Source organism: Streptomyces sp. NPDC127092 (assembly GCF_042722475.1).
Lineage (GTDB): Bacteria > Actinomycetota > Actinomycetes > Streptomycetales > Streptomycetaceae > Streptomyces.
Genome location: NZ_JBHXFE010000013.1, coordinates 113,519 through 130,091, shown reverse-complemented (window position 1 = coordinate 130,091; position 16,573 = coordinate 113,519). Strand labels below are relative to the sequence as shown.

Sequence of the window (16,573 nt, the reverse complement as noted above, 5' to 3'; positions counted from 1 at the left end):
GGGCGGAGGCCCCCCCCCCCCTCAGTGCCCCCCCCCGTTCTTTTCCCCCCCCGGGGGGGCAGGGGGCCGCGCCCTTGCGTCCGGCCGCGCGGGCCCGGGACGGCTGAGGGGTCAGGTGGCGGTGTCCTCCGCGCGGAGCGCGATGCGGAGAGCGCTGCGGACGCCGGTGACGACGACGGTGATCAGGCACAGGGCGATGACGGTCTCGGCCCACAGGAAGGCGAACCAGTCCAGCACACAGCCGATCGGGGGCGTGCCGGGAGCGGTGTTGCGGAACGCCGCCAGGGCGAACAGCGTGGCGGCCATCCAGGCGAGGGCGGGCCAGACGATGCCCTCGCCATGGGTCGTCAGGTACCAGGCTCCGATGAGTACGGACGCCGCCAGCGCCCACATCACGACCATCATGAAGCCCGCGAAGACGAGGAGGCTGGCGGATCGCGACAGCTCCAGTCCCATCGCGGCCTCCTCACCGGAAGCCAGGGGTGTCGCGGAGACGGAGAAGAGCGTGGCGTTGTTCGAGAAGAGCATCCGCACCGGCACCTCCCTGCCCCCCAGCACCGCCCAGAACTCGAGGTCGGTCTCGTAGGTGTCGAACGGGTAGTCGCCGATCGATCCACCGGTGAGCGCGACCTGCACGTCCTCGGGCGCGATCCGCTCGTGCGCGGGGAACGCCAGGTCGCCGAGGGTCGCCACGGAGGTCTGGAGGCGGAGATCGGCCACCGGGGCGGTCCCTCCCTCCTCGCCGAGAGCCCCGAGCGGGACGACACGGACCCGCAGGACGAGCTCCCTGGCCGCGGCGTCGACGCTCTGGACGACGGCCTCCACCTCCACCCGGTCGGCGGCCCGGGACCCGACCGCGTGGACCGCGTCGTTCGCCTGCCGCTCGGTGAACTGCAGCCACGAGCCCACGGCCACCGCCACCACGATCAGGACCGCGAGAGGAACCAGGACCGGCAGCAGTGACGCCCCGAAACGACGGGGGCGACGGGGCCGGGGCGAGTGCGTGGGCGGGGTCATGGTGACTCCGGCGGGGCGAGAAGGGCAGCGGCCGGACGGGGGGTCACTCTTCGATCACAGGACGGTACTTTAGGTCTCCGGCGCCCCGCCGCCACGGAGGCGAAGCCCCCGGCCGCGCCGCCCCGATCGGGTACGGACCCCACCGCCGCGTGCGGCTGCCGCTCTTCCTCCCCGCCGTGACGCCCCGGCGGGACCCGCCGCCGGAGAGCTCAGCAGGAGGTGAAGAGGGCCGCGTCCGCTCCGTCGAGCACGAATCCGTTGTCGAAGCGGACGCGGACCGTCACCCGCGGCCGGGCCTGCCGGTAGGCGATCCACGCGGGCTCCAGGGTGCCGATCTGTTCTTCGAGCTGCTTCCTGCTCCCCGGAGGCATCTGGGAGCCGAAGTCGTCGAGGAGTGACTTCAGTCGTACGTACTCGCGGACGTCCGGGCCCTCTTCGCGCTCGTGTTCCTCCGCCCGCTCGACCGTGCCCTCGGTTCCCGCCGCCAGCGACAGGAAGCCGGCGACGACACCTGCCGTGTCCGCCGGTCCTCCGACCGGCTCCACCGACCCGGTCAGCCTGAGTTCCGCCGCCAGCCTCACCCGCCGGCCGTCTTCGAGCGCCATGGATCCTTCGTCTCTCCGTCGGGTCGGGCCGCACCCGCGCGCGGCACCCCTGCCGCGGGCCATTATCCGGATCCGGTGTGCTCGCGCGGTGCGAGGGGCGCCAGCGGCGGGTCCGGCCGCCTCCTGCGGTGTCCGGGGAGGGAGGGGCGGGATCGCGCCAAGTGTGACCGGGGCCCGCGCGTGCCTTCCGAGGTACGGGGGACAGCCCTATGCTCCTGCGCCGGACGTCGGGTTACCGCCGGTAAAGGGGTGGGGTATGAACCGCATGGGCAACTCGCGACGCACCTTCGTGGCAGGCGCGGCCGCCGTGACCGGAGCGGCCGCCGTCGGGGGAGTCGCCCTCGGCGCGCCACCGGCCGTCGCCGCCGACACGGCCGCCGAGACGTCCGCGCGGACGGCCGCCGAGCCCTCCGCGGGGCAGACCGTCGCCGTACTCGGCGGCGGCGTGGCCGGCCTGACAGCGGCACACGAACTGGCCGAGCGCGGCTTCCGCGTCACCGTCTACGAGCGCCGGGCACTGGGCGGCAAGGCCCGCTCCATGGACGTACCCGGCAGCGCGCGCGGCAGCCGGCGCCCGCTCCCCGCCGAACACGGCTTCCGCTTCATCCCCGGCATCTACCACAACCTCCCCGACACCCTGCGGCGCATTCCCTTCCCCGGGAACGCCAACGGCGTCTGGGACAACCTCGTCGCCCCGGCCGAGATGTCCTTCGCCCGCACCGGCCGCGAGGACCTGCGCATCCCGCTTCCCTGGCCGGGCCACCGGCCCGCCGAGCTCACCCTCGACGAGATCCGCCGCGCCCTGACCGCCCTGCTCGACACCGTCCACTCGATCCCGCTCCACGAGACCGCGTACTTCGTCAACCGCTTCCTCGTCTTCCTGACCAGCTGCGACGAGCGGCGCAACGAGCAATGGGAGCGGACGCCCTGGTGGGACTTCCTGGGGGCCGCGCGGATGAGCTACGACTACCAGCGCATCCTGGCCGTCGGACTGACCCGCAACATCGTCGCGACGAAGGCCGAGGAGGCCAGCACCCGAACGGTCGCCACCCTCCTGGAGGCCTTCGCCTTCAACGCTCTGGGGCGCGGCGCCGACGGGCCCCTCGACCGGATCCTCAACCTGCCCACCAACGAGGCCTGGATCGATCCCTGGGCGGTCCATCTCACCGGTCTCGGCGTGGAGTTCCGCATCGGCTGGACGCTGCGGGAACTGGCCTACGACTCCGCGGCCGACCGGATCGGGGCAGCCGTCGTCGAGGACCCGCAGGGCGTGCGCCGCTCGGTGACCGCCGACCACTACGTCTCCGCGATCCCGGTGGAACACGCCCGGCGGACCTGGGGCGCGGCGTTGCGGGCGGCGGACCCGCAGCTGGCGCGGTGCGACAAGCTGGAGACCGACTGGATGACGGGCATCCAGTTCTATCTGACGGAGCGCGCGCCGCTGCTCGCCGGACACGCCAACTGCATCGACTCGCCCTGGTCGCTGACGGCGATCCAGCAGGCGCGCCACTGGCCTTCCCGTGACTTCTCCGCCGACTACGGCGACGGGGCCGCCGTCGACTGCCTCTCCGTGGACATCTCGGAGTGGGACCGGCCCGGCATCCTCTACGGCAGGACGGCCAAGCAGTGCACGCGCACGGAGGTCGCCCGTGAGGTGTGGGCGCAGCTGAAGGCCGCGTTCAACGACTCCGGCCGTACGGTGCTGAAGGACAGCGCGCTCCACTCCTGGTTCCTCGACCCGGGCGTCGACGGCCTCGGCACCCCGAACCCGACGAACGAGGACCAGCTGCTCGTCCACCCCGTGGGCACCTTCCACAACCGGCCGCAGGCCGCCACCAGGATCCCCAACCTGTTCCTGGCCGGCGACTACGTGGCCGTCGACATCGACCTGGCGACCATGGAGGGTGCCAACGCCTCAGCCCGCCAGGCCGTCAACGCCCTGCTCGACCGGACGGGCTCGACCGCCGCGCGCTGCACGGTGCGGAAGCTCTTCAGGGCCCCGGAGATGGAGGGGCTCAAGCGCCACGACCGGCTGCGCCACCGGCTCGGCCTGCCCAACGCGCTCGACGTGGGCTGAACGCGGAACCGGAACACGATCCACAACTGCCGCACGTGAACGCGTCAGCCCCAGTCGGACCTCCGCTGTTACATCTTCACGGAATGGCCACCGAGTGATGATCGGTCAGTCCGGACGCCTTCTCAGCGGCCTCGCGGCGGCAATAGGATTGCCCTGCGTGCCGGTCGACTCGCAGTGCGTGAGACAAGGGGGCAGTTGCCTGGTGACCGGTTTCGCATGTCGTCATCGGATCCGTGACTCATGGAATTGGGTGACCCATGCCTCCTCGGCTCGTCGGCCACAAAGGCTCACTGGCAGGACAGCAGTTCCCGATCGGCGCAACACCGCTAACCCTGGGCCGTAACGGCGACAACAGCGTGGTGATAACCGTGGGAAACGTCTCACGCTTTCACGCCGAAGTGCGCCGCGAAGGCCACGGATTCGTGCTGTACGACAGCGGCAGCAGTAATGGAACGCGCGTCAACGGGACGCGCGTGACCTCACACGAACTGCGGCCCGGAGATCTCATCGAGATCGGCACCGAGACGTTCCGCTTCGAAGCGGTCGACACCATGGAGACCATCCTCGACCTCTCCGTGCTGGCGCCGCTCACCCCCTCCGCGGCGACCCTGGCAGAGGGGTCCGTGCTGAACGTGACGGTGTCGGGCGGTGGTCCCGTCGGACTGAGTTTCGCCCTGCTCCTCGAACACCTCATGGGGCCGCGCGTGAACATCACCGTCTACGACGGCCGGTGGGTCCAGGACGGGGCGAGGGTCGTCTGGAAGAGCGAGGGCCAGGGCAACGTCAGGCGGCAGCAGGTCGTCACCGTGCAGAGCCGCCAGTACCTGAACCTTCCCGACGAGGTGCAGGCACGGCTCTTCCGCGGCGACGCGTACACCGAGATGTGGCCGGTCGGCCCCGACTCGCTCCGCGGCCACAAGCCGAGGAACCTCCGGATCGCGTACATCGAGGACACCCTCCTCGAACTGGCCAACGAGAAGCCGGAGCGGATCCGGCTCGTTCCCGAGACGTTCGACCCGGTCGAGTACGAGAAGGGAGACGTCCGCGACCACGTCCTCGCCATCTGTGAGGGCGGCCGCTCCCGGACGCGCGAGCACTTCATCGACAAGTTCGGCAACGCCGACAAGTCCATCTACTCGCTCCAGGGTCGGCACATTCAGGACGTCGTCCTCGGCCTGCGGGTCAGGTCGACCCTGACGGACCCCATGACGGTCCTGCTGACCGTGGCCCAGAACCGCTTCCTCCTCAACGCCCTTCGCGGTCAAGGCTTCCTGAACATGCGGCTCACCGACGCCGAGGCCGCCGAGGTCGTCGGCATCGACCCGGTCCGGCACGTCTTCGAGGAATGCATCGCCTCACGCCCCTGCGTCATGGGGCGGGACGACCACGGCGACTTCCAGTGCCCCACGCACAGCACCCTCTTCCTGCCCGCCATGGTCAGGGGTTCGGCCCTGTGGAAGCGGGTACTGGAGGGGCTGACGCTGTTCGGCGTCGCCGAGAGGGACCTCAGCGCCGTCACGGCCTTCCGGCTCGACATGGTGCAGCGGCCCCGGTTCACCACGCGGCTGCGCCCGGCCACGTCGACCTCCCCGGGGACGTACGGGTTCCTGCTCGGCGACGCGGCCAACGCCATCCACTTCTGGCCCGGACGCGGTCTCAACAGCGGCCTCGGATCCGCCATTTCGCTGGCCCGGTCGCTCAACGGCGCGTGGACCGGCAGGCCGTTCCGCGACGCCGACTTCGCACGCCACGAGGCGGCCATGTCGATGCTCCAGTACCGGCACAAGAGCCGGGCCTGGAACACGATGATCACCACCGACGAGAACGGCGTCAGCCGGGCGATCAAGGAGAAGATCGCCCAGAGCATCGAGGAGTCGGAAGGGAAGGAGCTGGACAGGAAGGCGGACATCGACGCGTTCATGGACCGACTGCGGGGAATCCGGGACCGCCTGGCCCCGCGCGTCCCCGGCATGCCCGACGACGCGACCCTCCGGAACCACCTGGAGATGCTCGGCTCCTCCACCCTGCGCACCCTGTGGGAGAGCGGGGCGTGGGACACGCTGATCGTCGGCGGCGAAGAGGTGGACATCGACATCTTCTACCGCCAGGACCCACCGGCCACGACGGATCCCAGGAACGACCCCACGAGGGCCCCCGCCGCGACGTGAGGGGAGGCCGGTCCGGACGGCGCGCGATCCCGGACGCCGACCGGACCGGCCCCCCGGCCGGCGAGCTCAGTGCTCGCAGAGCGAGAACTCCCGCTCATAGAGCTGCTCGTTGTGTTCGTCGACGAAGAACTTGCGCTCCCGCATCAGCTGTTCGCGGTACTCCCTGGCCTGTTCGAGCGTCATGGTCGAGGTCTCCGCCCACGGCTGCTGCGGCGGCACGTCGGAGGTCGAGACGATCGTCTCCGACGGATCGACCAGGAAGAACGCGAGGATCTTGCGGTGTCCCGGGCGGGTCGGGTCCTCGAGGCGGAACGACCCGACGCGGTGCTGGAGGATGTTCGGGAACGCCAGGCAGCGGCCCGCCGGGGTCGACGCCGATCCCAGTACCTGGTTCAGCGCGTCCTCGTCCTCCAGACCGTAGACCTCACGCACACCGTTGTCGTCGTTCTGTTCGTAGTACGGGTCGTCGAGTGCCGTGCGGAAACTCAGCCGGCTCTCGGTGATGTTCTCGCTGTCCCAGTAATAGATGCCGGTCGAGACGATCCGCTCGTTCAGCATTCCCTCGACGTGCCAGGAACCGCCGGAGTACTCGGGCTTTTCCGGGGTGAGGTGAATGGTGGCGAGCTTGACGATGACCTGGAGCCGGCGGCCGCGCAGGTCGACCCGGGCGGAGGCCTCCGGCACCTCGGGCGGGGTGAACGCCGGGGCGTCCGGGACGACCGGACGGCGGTTCTCCCACCAGTCGTCGAGTTCCTGGCTCCATGCGCGGTCGGCCTCGGCGTAGGCCTCGTCATCGCTGTAGGCGGACCTGTCCGGACGCTCCGGCTCCGAGTCGTACCACCCGAACGGATCGGCCTCGATCCGCAGGGGGCGCGGATTGCGCAGATCGGTGAGCACGTTCTCCAGCAGCGGGCGGAAGCGCGCGAACAGGTCCGGCAGAACCGCGGCAAGTTCGTGGTGCGTCTCGGGGTGGACGTTGTTGACGTACGAAAGGAAGGTGACGTCGCCGGCGTCACTGACGTCGACGTCCGTCGGCAGCCACTGGAACTTCTCCGAGAACTCGTGCTTCGAGTAGCGGTCCGTCGGGTTCCGCCAGGCGTGCTCGGGCCCGCCGCTCGCCTCCCTCACGAGGCAGAACAGTGAGGGATGGACCAGGTCCAGCACCTGTCCGTCGGATCCGGGATGCCAGTCCTTCTCTTCCTCGGGGACCTGTTCCAGAACGCGGACCGCCTCGCTCAGCCGGGACCTGAGCTTGTCGTCGACCAGCGTGTCCGACTGCCACACCCCGTCGACGGCGGACACCTCGACACCGGTGCGTCCGTCCCGCAGCGCGGCGTAGTGCGCGAGTTCGTCGAGCACGTAACGCACCTGGGCTTCGGAGAGGCCCTGGTCGAGCGCCTCCCGCGTCCACCGGGCGACGATGTCGGCGTCGTTCATCTTGTCGAACCACCCCGGCTTCGCCCGTATGTGAGCGCTGCACTGCATGATCTCAAGTTCCCGCAGTGTCCGGGGCGTTGCGTAGGACAGTGATCGGGAAGCCTGGAACGGCAGCGGGAAAGCGGACAGGCCAGTCACTTTTCTTGGTCCTCCCAGTCGGTGTGCGGCGGCGGGAAGGATACTTCAGCGGACTGACACAGCAGCCTGGCGCGGGGCCGGCCCCGGCCCGAGAATCGACGGCGGGGAGTCCGGCGACGACCGCGCCGGCCGGTTCAGCTCACGAACTCCCTGTCGCCGTAGTCGACCCGTGCCTCGTTCCAGTCCACGCCGAGCGCCGCCGTGAGCCTCCGGGCCACGGGCAGCTCGGCGAGCGGGGCGACGAGGATCAGCTTCCCGTCGAGGGTGACGGAGCCGCCCACGAGTTCCTCCCGGGCCTCGGGGTCCGCCAGCAGCGCGTCGCGCAGACGGCTCGGCGTGACGCCGGGAACCCGGATCTCGACCGCGTCGGTGTCCGGAGAGGTCCGCGGCAGGCAGCGGAAGGTGAGCACCGACTCCTGGTGGTACGTCTTGGCGATGACGCCCGCGATGTGGCGGAGGCCGTCCGGGCCGACCTCTTCGACGTCGAACTCGCGTGAGCGCTCGTACGTGGCCTGCTTCAGCTCGCCGGACCAGAAGACACCGTCGAGCAGGGTCGACGCCTCCGGCCTGGCGCCGTGGGCGCGGATGATCGCCCGCACGTCGCGGCCGAACCGCTCGAGCCGGGTCCGCAGCCGTGGATCGGCCTGGTCCGTGATGACGTCGGTGTTGTTCGTGGCGAAGATCTCCGCGGTGGGACAGTCCGCCCCCGAAGGGCTCGCCTGCGCGCTTCCCGTTCCCGTGAGACCCGTCATCAGCGCGGCCACGGCGGACAGGATCTGCAGCCTGCGCCGCATGGTGATGTGCTTCATGGCGTGACCAACGAGCCGGGCCCGCGTTCGTTCCCCCCGTCCCCCGGAGGTGCCCAGCGGCCGTTCAGTCCCGGCCACACCTTCGCCGCAGCCGCCGTGTCACGGCCCGAGGGCCGCACTCCCGGTTGGGGTGCGGCCCTCGGTGTGCGTGCCTGCCTACGAGGGCCGGCCGCCGTACGGCACGGTGATCAGCTCCATCGCGTGGCCCGCCGGGTCCATGAAGTACACCCCGCGACCGCCGTCGTTGTGGTTGATCGTGCCCGGGTGCTGCCGGTGCGGATCGGCGTAGTGCTCGATGCCGCGCTCCGTGATCCGCGCGTACGCCGCGTCGAACTCCTCCTCGGAGACCAGGAAGGCGTAGTGCTGCATGGTGATGCGGTCCGCGGGGATCGTGGCGAAGTCCAGCGTGACGCCGTTGCTCAGGGCGACCGCGATGAACGGGCCCCACTCGGCGGTGATCTCGAGCCCCAGCAGGTCCGCGAAGAACCGGGCGGATTCCCGGTTGTCCCGGGCGTGGACGATCGTGTGGTTCAGCTCAACTGACAAGGAATGCCTCCGAAGGCATCTCCTGACACCTCCATGCCTCACCCGGCCGGTGACCGACACGCGATGTCCCGGCCGATGTTAGTCACTGTCGCTGCCGGGGATCCAGCGGAATTCTCCGGACTCCGTGGAGGCGGCAGGAGGCCGGCTTCCCTATCCCTTGCTCCAGCCGGTGGTGCCGGAGTACGAGTCCAGCAGGTCGACCACGAAGACGAGGGTCGAGCCCGCCGGGATCAACGGCGACGGCGACTGCTTGCCGTACCCCAGACGCGGCGGAACGATGATCTCGCGCCGGCCGCCGACCCTCATCCCCCGCAGCCCCCGGTCCCAGCCCTTGATGACCCTGCCGCCGCCCAGCGCGAACTTGAACGGCTCGCCGCGGTCCCAGGAAGCGTCGAACTCCTTCCCGGACTCGAAGGTCACGCCGACGTAGTGAACCCTGAGCACCATGCCCGGCTTCGCCTCGGGCCCGTCCCCGACGACCAGGTCGCGGACGGTCAGCTCGGTGGGGGCGTCACCCTCCGGAACGTCGACCCTGGGCTTCGTCGGTTCACTCATGGCAGCCTCGTCGTTCTCCACCGGAAGTCCGCGCACGGACCGGCCGGACACATGGACCCTCCATGCGGCAGACGGCCACGCTACCGGCATCGCGCACAAAGATCGCGACTCCTTGCACGATCCTCCGGCCGGCCCGCCTGCGCCGTCCGGCACGTGGTCCGATGCGGAGCACGCCCGACCGGGCGATGTCATCGAGACACGCAAGGACACGAGAATGACCGACCCGACGAATCGACCTCCGCTGCCGCACGACTTCCACCCGCCGGTGCCCGAGCTCTCGGTCGGCAGCGAGGATCTGGTGGACGGCGGGACCCTGCCGGACGCGCACGTGTACGCGAAGGGCAACTCCTCGCCGCACCTGACCTGGTCGGCCGGCCCGGAAGGTACCCGTGGCTACGCGGTCACCTGCTACGACCCCGACGCGCCGACCGGCAGCGGGTTCTGGCACTGGACGGTCTTCGACATCCCGGCGGATGTCACCGAGCTGCCGGCCGGGGCCGGGACCGGGGACTTCGCGGGGCTGCCGGCGGGCGCCGTGCAGGCGCGCAACGACTACGGCAGCAGGGACTTCGGCGGGGCGGCGCCGCCGGCGGGGGACGGTCCGCACCGTTATGTGTTCACGGTGTACGCCGTGGACCAGGAGCGGTTGGGGCCCGACGCGGACGCGTCGCCCGCTCTCGTCGGTTTCCATCTCCGGTTCCACGCGATCGCCCGCGGTCGGCTGATCGCCACGTACGAGGAGACGGGGGAGTAGGCGCCCACGCTTGACGGGCCTAGCGGCGCGGACGTGCTCGATTCTCGCGCCGCCGTGCCTGATCCTCTCATCGGCGGGATGAACGTACGGCTCCGTGGTGAGATGGCGGCATGTCCCTCGACGAGCTTCGCGACCTGCTGGAACGGCATGCGCGGCCTGACCTGACCACGGCCATCGACGGCGTCCGGATCTGCCGGGCCGAACCGGGCGCCGAGCCGGAGTACGCGATGTCCGGCGTGATGCTCGCGGTCATCGCCCAGGGAGGCAAGCGGCTCGCGATCGGGGACCGGGTGTACGAGTACGGGGTCGGTCAGTATCTGGTCACCTCGGCCGATCTGCCGGTGACCGGACGCGTCGCACCGGGCGGGCCGGAACTCGGGTTCGGGATGACGCTGGAGCCGGCCGTCATCGCGGAGCTCATGCTGCAGGCCGGGCCGGGTGACCTGCCGCGCTCGACGGGGGCGCCCCGACCGGGGATCACGGTCAGCGAGGCGCCGGCGGAGCTGATCGACGCGATCGTCCGCCTGCTGCGTCTGCTGGACCGGCCGCGTGACCGCCGGGTGCTGGTCCCCTTGGTCAAGCGGGAGATCCTGTGGCGGCTGATGACGGGGGAGCAGGGCGAAGCGGTCCGCCAACTGGGCCTCGCCGACAGCAGCCTGAGCCACATCACCCGGGCGGTCGACTGGATCCGGGACAACTACGCGGAGTCCTTCCGGGTCGAGGACCTGGCCCGGTCCTCCAGGATGAGCGTCTCCGCGTTCCACCGGAACTTTCAGTCGGTGACGGCGATGAGCCCGATCCAGTTCCAGAAGCAGATCCGCCTGCAGACGGCACGGCTGCTGCTGGCCAACCGCCCGCAGGACGTGACCGGCGTCGGCTGCCGCGTGGGATACGACAGCGCCTCGCAGTTCAGCCGGGAGTACAAGCGCCAGTTCGGTGTGCCACCGAGCGTCGACGCGGCACGCATGCGCGAGCGCGTCGGTCCCGTGGCCGCCGCCGTGCCGTGAGCAGTCCGGCGTCAGCCGAGGCGGACGGTGACCTTCTGGGGTGCGCCGGCCTGGCCGGTGAGGTCGCCGAAGGTGAGCCTCAGCGACGAGCCGGTGCTCGCCGCGGTGACCGTGGCGGGCCTGGAGAGCACCTTCTCCACCGGCCGGTTCCACACGACCTCCAGGGAGGCGGCCTGACGCGCGGGGTCCGAGACGACGACGGTCGCCGTGCCGTTGAGGTGCTCCCGTATCAGGACGGAGGCGGGGGCACCGGCGGTGATCGTGCCGACGCTGCCCGCTGTCCAGAAGTTCACCGCGGTGAGACCCAGTCGCGGAACGCGCACGCCCTGCTGGTCGCCGGTGTTGGCGAGGACGCGCAGCCAGCCCTTGTCGGCGGCGCGCTGGGCGGTGGTCCTGGCGCCGGCCCCGGGCAGCAGGACGTAGGCGTAGTCGCCGTCGGCCGGGTCGACGCCGTGGTCGGTGAAGAGGGTCAGGTAGCGGCGGGTGACCGGGTCGGTCGTGCCGCCGGTGTTGATGTCCCGCCATGAGCCGGTGCGCTCCTCGCGCACCGCGCCGAGCCTGGTGCCGCCGGGGAAGACGTAACCCGCGTGCCCGGCGATGTGGGCCCAGTGGACGTCGTCGAAGTCGGCGGCCCACCCCTGCGCCGTCGGTTGCGCCCTGCCGTCGACGGTGAGGGCCGGAGCGCCCGTGGCGCCGAGGGCGCGGTTGTCGACGGTCGTCTCGACGGCGTGACCGTCCTTGGCGGTGATGCCCGCGCCGAGGCAGACGACGGAGTCGTCGAGGCAGAACCAGGACTTCTTGGCGCTCATGGTGCTGGACAGGCCCTTGAGGTGCTGGCCGACGGCCGCGTATTCGCCGTCGGTGGTGCCGCCGACCCAGGCCGCGTCCGGCATGGGCTGGCCCCAGTTGCCGCCCTCGCCGTCGGCGAGCGGCTTGCGCGACGCGGTGATGCCGGGCAGGCGGTAGGGGTCGACGGTGGGCCAGTAGGCGTCCGAGTACTGCTCCAGGCCGAAGTCGCTGCCCCACCAGGAGAGCCAGCCGGCGCCGGTGTGGTAGCCGCGGGCGTGTTCGCCGTTGCCGAACTCGTAGTGGGCGATGCGGTTCGAGGCCATCGAGATCGAGGCCGCCCAGCCGCGACGGCGGTGGGTGGCCCGGGCCATGGCGGGGAACAGCCGGTGCTCGACGGGCTCGGGTGCGGCCGTGACGGAGGTGTCGTCCTGCAGCGCCTGCAGGAGCGACGCCCTCAGCAGGCTCAGGCCGCGGTTCCGCAGCGCGGGGTAGTGGTAGTCGCGCTGCAGCCAGCCCTTGACCATCGCGCGCCAGCGGGCGTTCTCCTCGGGGCTCGCTCCCTGGCCGAGCAGCAGGATGGTCGCCATCAGACCGTGGGCGCGCTGGTGGTCACTGGTGCCGACGCGGCTGATGCCCCTGCTGCTGACGTTGTCCATCATCAGGCCGTTGTAGATGAACGGGGCGACGGCCTTCTCGACGGTGTCGAGGAACAGCTGGGTGTCGGTGCCGGTCACCTCCCAGCGGGAACCGCGGAGCAGCGAGAGCAGCCGGCCCACGCCGTCGTGGAGCACCGAGCCGTAGCCGCCGATGTAGGGGACGTTGCGGTGCTGGATGAAGGATCCGTCGGCGTAGAAGCCGTCGCCGGAGGTGACGTACGGGAAGACCGGGGCGAGGGCCTGCGAGGCCAGCGTGATCTTGGCCGGGTCCTTGCCGACGATCCCGCGCAGGATGACGCCGCGGCAGAGGTCGACCCGGTTGGCGCCGGTGCTGGTGCCCGTGTAGGAGGCGAAGACCGAGTCCGGGACGAACGCGTCCACCGCGCGGCAGTAGTCGGCGATCCGGTCCGCCGACAGGTGGTCGTACATCAGCACACAGGTGTCCATCAGCGCCTGCGGAGCGCCGATCTGCCAGTTGTACCAGTTGCCGTAGCGGATGGTGTCCGCGTTGTAGACCTCGGAGTGGAGGTGGTCGAGCCCGGCGAGGACGGCGTCACGCAGCCCGGTGTCCCCGGTCAGGCCGGTGCCCGGCTGGGAGTACGCCTCCGCCATGGTGCGCAGCCGGTTGTAGCTGTCGTTCATGGCGGCCGAGAACGCGTAGGACTCCGCGTCGAGGTCGGGCTCGGGGTCGGCCCAGGAGCGTCCGGGCCAGAGGGAACCGCTCGCCGGGGCCATGGTCGCCCGGTAGCCGGCGGCGGTGGTGCCGAGTCCGCTCAGGATGGTCCGGTACGGCTCCGCCGTCGGGCTGAAGCCCTTGCCGAGAACGAGGTCGCGCCACTTGCCGCGCAGCGCGTCGAACTCGGCATCGGTTGCCGCGGTGAACGCTCCGCCGGAGCCGGGGACTTCGGCGGCGGCGGACGGGGGCGCGAGCGCCCCGCTGACTCCGAGGGCGAGCGCGCCGCCGCCCGCGGCGTGGAGGAAGGTGCGGCGAGGCCACGAGGAAGACATGGGAGACGTCCTTTACGGGAGGAGCGCGTCGTTGCCTCGGCGCTGTCGCTGGCTCGTAGGCGTGGGTTTTCTAGCACGCATAAAAACAAGACAGCAACGGTTTGGACAGAATCAAACAGCTCTCGGCTAAAAGAAGAGAAACGATCAGGATCGATCACGAACTCGCTACACTGTGCCGGAACAGCGGCCACAGGGCGGGAGTGGGCAGTGCACGCGGAGAACAGGCACCAGGCGATCCTGCGCAGGCTGCGGGAAGTGGGCTCGCTGCGCGTCAGCGACTTCGCGGCGGAGCTGGGCGTGTCCCCGGTCACCGTCCGCCGGGACGTGGAGACCCTCGCCGAGCGCGGGCTGGTCGCCCGCGTCCACGGCGGAGCCATGCTGCCCGAGGCCTGGGCGGAGACCGCCCCGGTCGAGACCGGGCCCGCCGCACCGGCCCGCGGCCGGGAGCGGGTCGTCGGCCTGATCGTGCCGTCGGCCGACTACTACTACCCCGAGGTGATCAAGGGCGCCCGCGAGGCCGCCGACGCCCGGAACGTCCGGCTGGTGCTCGACATCTCCGGCTACGACGCGGACGAGGAACGGGCACAGGCCGAGCGCATGATCGGCGACGGGGTGGACGGGCTGCTGGTGGTTCCGACGGGCCCACGCGCCTGGTACGAGCAACTGCCCGTTCCCGTGGTGATCGTGGAGCGCCGCCCCGAGGCGGACGAGGAAGCCGGGATCGACCACGTCGTGTCCGATCACGTGCACGGGGCACGTCTGGCCGTCCGGCACCTCGCCGAGGCCGGACGCCGTCGCCTCGTGCTGATCGTGCGCGGCACGAGCCCGACCGCACCGTGGATCGTCGAAGGCTTCGAAGCCGGCGTGCGCGCGGCCGGACTCGACGCCCCCCTGTCCCCGTCCGTCCTCGACATCGGCGGCGCGGGCCCGGGGAGCCGGGAGTACGACGGTCCGATGGAGGAGCTCCTCGACGCCGCGACGGAGGGCCGCGTCGACGGAGTCGTCGCACACCCCGACGAGGAGGCGCTCGCGCTGCTCAGGCGGCTGCGCGCGCGGTCGGTGCGGGTTCCCGACGACGTCGCCGTCGTGGCGTACGACGACGAGGTGGCGGGGCTCGCCGACATCCCGCTGAGCGCGATCGCCCCGGCAAAGCACGAGGTCGGCGCATCGGCGGTGGAACTGCTGGTCCGTCGGCTCGACCGTCCGGACGCCGCCCGCCATCGGCTGTTCGTCCTGCCCCGCCTCCGGGTGCGCTCCTCCAGCGGCGCGTGACAGGCGGCCGCGGCACCGGGCGGATCACGGCCCGCTGCGGGACAGTGGGCGCATGACGTACGACGAGGGCCTGGCCCAGCGGATCCGGGAGCAGCTCGGCGAACGGCCGGGCATCACCGAGAAGCGGATGTTCGGCGGACTGGCCTTCCTGATGGGCGGCAACATGACCGTCGGCGTGGTCGGCGACGAGCTCATCGCGCGGGTGGGACCGGACCGGGCCGAGCAGGAGCTCGCCCGGCCCGAGGCCCGGCCCATGGACTTCACCGGCCGGCCGATGCGCGGCTGGGTGACGGTCTCGGGCCCCGCGCTCGCCGAGGACTCCGTCCTGCGGCACTGGGTGACGACGTCGGCGGCCTTCGTCGGAACCCTGCCGCCGAAGTAGCCCCCGCGAGGCCGGTGAGTCTCACTCCCGAGCCGCCGAGCCCTCCAGCAGGGCCTTGAGCCGCGCGAGGTCCTTGCGCTGGGCGCGCCGCATGGCGGCCGCGACCGCGGGCGCGGCGAGGGCGGCGAAGCCACGGGGCGCGCCCCGGTTGCGCAGGGTCATGCGGGTGTGGTCCCCGGCCTGCCCGTACGGCTCCCACGTGTACGTGGTCTCCATCGGGAAGGGCCCCTCGGCGGTCCGCATCACCAGCAGGCGCCCCGGCTCGTACGCCGTGATCTCGTACGTGTAGGCCAGCCGCCGGCCGAGGAAGCGGGCGACGAACGCCATCCGCGAGCCGATCGCGACGGGAGGCGGGGTCAGCCACTCGACGGACGCGATGTTCTCGTACCACGTCGGCGCGTTCGACGGGTCGGCCGCGTAGGCCGCGACCCGTTCGCACGGGACGTCGATCACGGTCTCGGTCACGACGTCGACCCGCAGGGGAGTCCGGTCCGCTTCCGTCATGGCGTGTTCCCGGTGGTGCGGATGAAGCCCGGTGGTTCACATGCCCCACGCGAAGAGAACGGGGCCTGTTCGAGTCCAGACTAAAATGAGCCCCCAGGGCAGCAAGCCGAAACTGGACGAGAAGGTGCTCACACGGACGCCACCCCGACGGGGCCCCGAGCCCGTCGCCTTCCCGCTGCTGAGCATGCGGTGGGAACGGCTCGCCATGGTGCACTGGAGGTACGACGCCGAGGTCGTTCAGCGCCTGCTGCCCAGGGGGCTGCTCGTGGACCGGTTCGAGGACCGGGCCTGGGTCAGCCTGACGCCGTTCACGATGTCGTCCGTCCGCGGCCTGGGAGCCGTGGCGCTGCCTCCCGCCGCCTTTCCCGAGACCAACCTGCGGACGTACGTACGGCTGCCCGGCGGACCCAGCGGGCTGTGGTTCTTCTCCCTCGACGTCACCGCGCCCTACCTCCTGGCCGGGCGGGCGATCGGTGTGCGCTACCGGTGGGCGGATCTGACGGTGCGTGAGCGCGGCGCCGACACGTTCTACGGCGGGCGGCGCCGGGGCGCGGAAGGCGTCGGATACCGGATGCGGATCCGCGCGGGCGCCCCGGTCGAGGAGATGTCGCCCCTCGACGACTGGCTCACGTCCCGGTGGGTCGCCCTCTCGCGCGCTGCGGGCCTCCTGTGGCTCACACCGGTGCACCACGAGCCCTGGCCGCTCAGGCACGGGACGGTCGGAGAGCTCGAACAGACCCTCACCCGGAGCGCCGGCCTTCCCGACCCCGAACCCTCGCCTCTGGTGCACGTGTCGCCGGGCGTCGGCCCCGTCCGCCTGGGTCCGTCCCGCCCGGTGCTCTGACGGCG

General features: G+C 71.2%; 15 protein-coding genes. 7 read left to right on the top strand and 8 right to left on the bottom strand.

Features of this window, described 5'->3' with window-relative positions; all coding sequences use genetic code 11:
* Positions 1-111: 111 nt before the first annotated feature.
* Positions 112-1,017 carry a DUF4436 family protein gene (locus tag ACFWJO_RS13745; protein ID WP_386864905.1) on the bottom strand — a complete coding sequence of 302 codons (906 nt, stop codon included), beginning with the start codon at positions 1,015-1,017 and terminating at the stop codon, positions 112-114.
* A gap of 209 nt (positions 1,018-1,226) precedes the next feature.
* Entirely contained in the window at positions 1,227-1,622 is a 396-nt protein-coding gene (locus ACFWJO_RS13740; protein WP_386864904.1) for a hypothetical protein, read from the bottom strand.
* A 265-nt stretch (positions 1,623-1,887) separates the two neighbouring features.
* Between ACFWJO_RS13740 and ACFWJO_RS13735 the strand changes: the two genes are divergently transcribed.
* On the top strand, positions 1,888-3,699 hold the full coding sequence (locus ACFWJO_RS13735; RefSeq protein ID WP_386864939.1) for an FAD-dependent oxidoreductase: 1,812 nt from the start codon (positions 1,888-1,890) through the stop codon (positions 3,697-3,699).
* Positions 3,700-3,956: 257 nt separating this feature from the next.
* The gene (locus ACFWJO_RS13730) at positions 3,957-5,867 is read left to right on the top strand and encodes an FHA domain-containing protein (protein WP_386864903.1); all 1,911 of its coding nucleotides are present in this window, start codon (positions 3,957-3,959) and stop codon (positions 5,865-5,867) included.
* A gap of 66 nt (positions 5,868-5,933) precedes the next feature.
* Here the strand turns inward: ACFWJO_RS13730 and ACFWJO_RS13725 are convergent, their stop codons facing one another.
* The 4 genes from ACFWJO_RS13725 to ACFWJO_RS13710 all read right to left on the bottom strand — a co-directional run bounded on the left by ACFWJO_RS13725 (position 5,934) and on the right by ACFWJO_RS13710 (position 9,352).
* Positions 5,934-7,442: a DUF4246 domain-containing protein gene (locus ACFWJO_RS13725; protein WP_386864902.1), complete on the bottom strand. Its 1,509-nt coding sequence runs from the start codon at positions 7,440-7,442 to the stop codon at positions 5,934-5,936.
* A 134-nt stretch (positions 7,443-7,576) separates the two neighbouring features.
* The gene (locus tag ACFWJO_RS13720) at positions 7,577-8,251 is read right to left on the bottom strand and encodes a hypothetical protein (RefSeq protein ID WP_386864901.1); all 675 of its coding nucleotides are present in this window, start codon (positions 8,249-8,251) and stop codon (positions 7,577-7,579) included.
* Positions 8,252-8,407: 156 nt separating this feature from the next.
* Positions 8,408-8,797 carry a VOC family protein gene (locus ACFWJO_RS13715; RefSeq protein ID WP_386864900.1) on the bottom strand — a complete coding sequence of 130 codons (390 nt, stop codon included), beginning with the start codon at positions 8,795-8,797 and terminating at the stop codon, positions 8,408-8,410.
* A gap of 150 nt (positions 8,798-8,947) precedes the next feature.
* A complete protein-coding gene (locus ACFWJO_RS13710; RefSeq protein WP_386864899.1) occupies positions 8,948-9,352 on the bottom strand; it encodes an FKBP-type peptidyl-prolyl cis-trans isomerase in 405 nt (134 codons plus the stop codon).
* Between the two features lie 214 nt (positions 9,353-9,566).
* Here ACFWJO_RS13710 and ACFWJO_RS13705 point away from each other — a divergent pair, with 214 nt between their 5' ends.
* On the top strand, positions 9,567-10,106 hold the full coding sequence (locus ACFWJO_RS13705; RefSeq protein ID WP_386864898.1) for a YbhB/YbcL family Raf kinase inhibitor-like protein: 540 nt from the start codon (positions 9,567-9,569) through the stop codon (positions 10,104-10,106).
* 110 nt (positions 10,107-10,216) lie between these two features.
* Positions 10,217-11,113, top strand: coding sequence for an AraC family transcriptional regulator N-terminal domain-containing protein (locus ACFWJO_RS13700; RefSeq protein WP_386864897.1), 897 nt, complete (start codon positions 10,217-10,219; stop codon positions 11,111-11,113).
* 11 nt (positions 11,114-11,124) lie between these two features.
* Here the strand turns inward: ACFWJO_RS13700 and ACFWJO_RS13695 are convergent, their stop codons facing one another.
* A complete protein-coding gene (locus ACFWJO_RS13695; protein WP_386864896.1) occupies positions 11,125-13,566 on the bottom strand; it encodes a polysaccharide lyase 8 family protein in 2,442 nt (813 codons plus the stop codon).
* Between the two features lie 207 nt (positions 13,567-13,773).
* Between ACFWJO_RS13695 and ACFWJO_RS13690 the strand changes: the two genes are divergently transcribed.
* Positions 13,774-14,838: a LacI family DNA-binding transcriptional regulator gene (locus tag ACFWJO_RS13690; RefSeq protein WP_386864895.1), complete on the top strand. Its 1,065-nt coding sequence runs from the start codon at positions 13,774-13,776 to the stop codon at positions 14,836-14,838.
* Between the two features lie 52 nt (positions 14,839-14,890).
* On the top strand, positions 14,891-15,220 hold the full coding sequence (locus ACFWJO_RS13685; protein ID WP_386864894.1) for a TfoX/Sxy family protein: 330 nt from the start codon (positions 14,891-14,893) through the stop codon (positions 15,218-15,220).
* Between the two features lie 21 nt (positions 15,221-15,241).
* Here the strand turns inward: ACFWJO_RS13685 and ACFWJO_RS13680 are convergent, their stop codons facing one another.
* A complete protein-coding gene (locus ACFWJO_RS13680; protein ID WP_386864893.1) occupies positions 15,242-15,724 on the bottom strand; it encodes an SRPBCC family protein in 483 nt (160 codons plus the stop codon).
* A gap of 85 nt (positions 15,725-15,809) precedes the next feature.
* On the opposite strand from ACFWJO_RS13680, the gene ACFWJO_RS13675 reads away from it, so the two are divergent.
* Complete coding sequence (locus tag ACFWJO_RS13675; RefSeq protein ID WP_386864892.1) at positions 15,810-16,568, top strand: YqjF family protein; 759 nt, start codon at positions 15,810-15,812, stop codon at positions 16,566-16,568.
* Positions 16,569-16,573: the final 5 nt, after the last annotated feature.

Excerpts from the sequence above, each read along its gene's own strand:
- ACFWJO_RS13745 (WP_386864905.1), bottom strand. The coding sequence starts at position 1,017 with ATGACCCCGCCCACGCACTCGCCCCGGCCCCGTCGCCCCCGTCGTTTC.
- ACFWJO_RS13740 (WP_386864904.1), bottom strand. The coding sequence starts at position 1,622 with ATGGCGCTCGAAGACGGCCGGCGGGTGAGGCTGGCGGCGGAACTCAGG.
- ACFWJO_RS13735 (WP_386864939.1), top strand. The coding sequence starts at position 1,888 with ATGGGCAACTCGCGACGCACCTTCGTGGCAGGCGCGGCCGCCGTGACC.
- ACFWJO_RS13730 (WP_386864903.1), top strand. The coding sequence starts at position 3,957 with ATGCCTCCTCGGCTCGTCGGCCACAAAGGCTCACTGGCAGGACAGCAG.
- ACFWJO_RS13720 (WP_386864901.1), bottom strand. The coding sequence starts at position 8,251 with ATGAAGCACATCACCATGCGGCGCAGGCTGCAGATCCTGTCCGCCGTG.
- ACFWJO_RS13710 (WP_386864899.1), bottom strand. The coding sequence starts at position 9,352 with ATGAGTGAACCGACGAAGCCCAGGGTCGACGTTCCGGAGGGTGACGCC.
- ACFWJO_RS13705 (WP_386864898.1), top strand. The coding sequence starts at position 9,567 with ATGACCGACCCGACGAATCGACCTCCGCTGCCGCACGACTTCCACCCG.
- ACFWJO_RS13700 (WP_386864897.1), top strand. The coding sequence starts at position 10,217 with ATGTCCCTCGACGAGCTTCGCGACCTGCTGGAACGGCATGCGCGGCCT.
- ACFWJO_RS13695 (WP_386864896.1), bottom strand. The coding sequence starts at position 13,566 with ATGTCTTCCTCGTGGCCTCGCCGCACCTTCCTCCACGCCGCGGGCGGC.
- ACFWJO_RS13685 (WP_386864894.1), top strand. The coding sequence starts at position 14,891 with ATGACGTACGACGAGGGCCTGGCCCAGCGGATCCGGGAGCAGCTCGGC.
- ACFWJO_RS13680 (WP_386864893.1), bottom strand. The coding sequence starts at position 15,724 with ATGACGGAAGCGGACCGGACTCCCCTGCGGGTCGACGTCGTGACCGAG.
- ACFWJO_RS13675 (WP_386864892.1), top strand. The coding sequence starts at position 15,810 with ATGAGCCCCCAGGGCAGCAAGCCGAAACTGGACGAGAAGGTGCTCACA.